The organism is Natronorubrum halalkaliphilum (assembly GCF_009834785.1).
Classification (GTDB): Archaea; Halobacteriota; Halobacteria; order Halobacteriales; family Natrialbaceae; genus Natronorubrum; species Natronorubrum halalkaliphilum.
In genome coordinates, this window is sequence record NZ_WUYX01000063.1 from 1 (window position 1) to 1,444 (window position 1,444).

Annotated in this window: 1 protein-coding gene; it reads right to left on the bottom strand. The window is 57.2% G+C overall.

What is annotated here, in order from left to right; translation table 11 throughout:
• Positions 1-219 precede the first annotated feature (219 nt).
• A complete protein-coding gene (locus GS429_RS17460; protein ID WP_160066633.1) occupies positions 220-1,218 on the bottom strand; it encodes an IS110 family RNA-guided transposase in 999 nt (332 codons plus the stop codon).
• Between the last annotated feature and the right edge of the window lie 226 nt (positions 1,219-1,444).

Below are 1,444 nucleotides of genomic sequence, written 5' to 3' on the forward strand. Positions count from 1 at the left end.
AGTGGCACCTATGGAAACGCTGCTAACCGACCAAACCACCGCTGACGATAAAATGATTGGGGCGTACTGATGTCTGCCGCCCCGTAGAGCCGGCAGGCGGTCGATATCTTGTGCTGTGCGGTTGTGCGGTGCGGTTGCTGTTTGGAGACAGCAGTCGCTCACGGAGGGCCTCGGCCGGCCACTGAGGGCCGCCGGCTCGGCGGCCCTCAGATTCCTCGTCTATGCGCTCACTCCCGGCGGATCGTATACTTCTCCCCGATCGAGCATGTGATAGATCGACACCAACATCTTCCGTGCTGTCGCCACGATTGCTTTCTGGGAGTTCTTCCGACTTGCTAGTCGATCGTAGAACCGACTCAGATACTCGTCGTTACAGGTGTGAACTGCAGTATTCGCAGCTTGGACGAGTAACCACCGTACACGACCAGATCCACGTTTCGAGATGCTCCCCTCGATCCGCGAGTCGCCTGACTCGCGGATCACCGGGTTCAACCCGACGTAATTAACGACCTCTTTGTGGCCGTCAAATCGGTCGATTTCGCCTAACTCCGCGTAAATCGTTAGCGCCGTATAGTAACTCACGCCTGGAATCGTCATCAGCAGCTGGGTCTCCTTCAGAGACCCAGCGCGCTCTTCGATTGCTTCATCAAGCTCTCGGATTTCCTCAGTGAGCCTCTCGATCACGTCGAGATAGGACTCTAGCAACGTGTCCCATGGCATGGGAAGCGAGAGTTCCTGCAGGAACTCTCTTCCCTCCACATTCAACGGTTTTACATCCTCTGTGATCCCGTGATCAGAGAGAAGACCGTGGATCTTGTTGGCGTACTTTGACCGGTCTTCGACTAACGTCTGTCGCCCGCGCACGAGTGCGCGGGCTTCCCTGATCTCGTCGGTCGGGACGTAGCTTTCTGGGACCGAGTTCAACCGCATCATCCGCGCGAGTTCTTTGGCGTCAACGCGATCAGTTTTCTTGTCGGTGTCGGCAATCTGGGTCAGCTCTTGCGGGTGTGCAACAGTCACATCCAAATGTTCAGACAGCGTATCATGGATGTGGTAGTAATTGCTGGTCGCTTCGAGAGCAGCTTGTGCGCCAGCGTACCGCTGAGCGAGGTCGTCGAGGTTCGCGTTCTCGACGCGAACCTCTTCGACGATCTCACCGGCCTCATCCATTACTGCCACCTGTGCGTACCGTTTGTGGACATCGATTCCGAGGTACATGGTCTATTCACCCGGGACGCCAGTGCGTGAAGCAGAGATGCACCTATTCGGGCTTTCCCGGGTGCCGCGCCGCGCGGCACCCGGGCTGTCACGCCCATGACTCGGCTTCTTTCGCACACGGACCAGTCAACACTACGTGCTCGATAGCACGAGCCACTCGTCGGTCTCTTGCGCCCCATGCTTGGTTTACACTCTCATGGAGTAGCAGCGTTTCCATCGAGTCAAC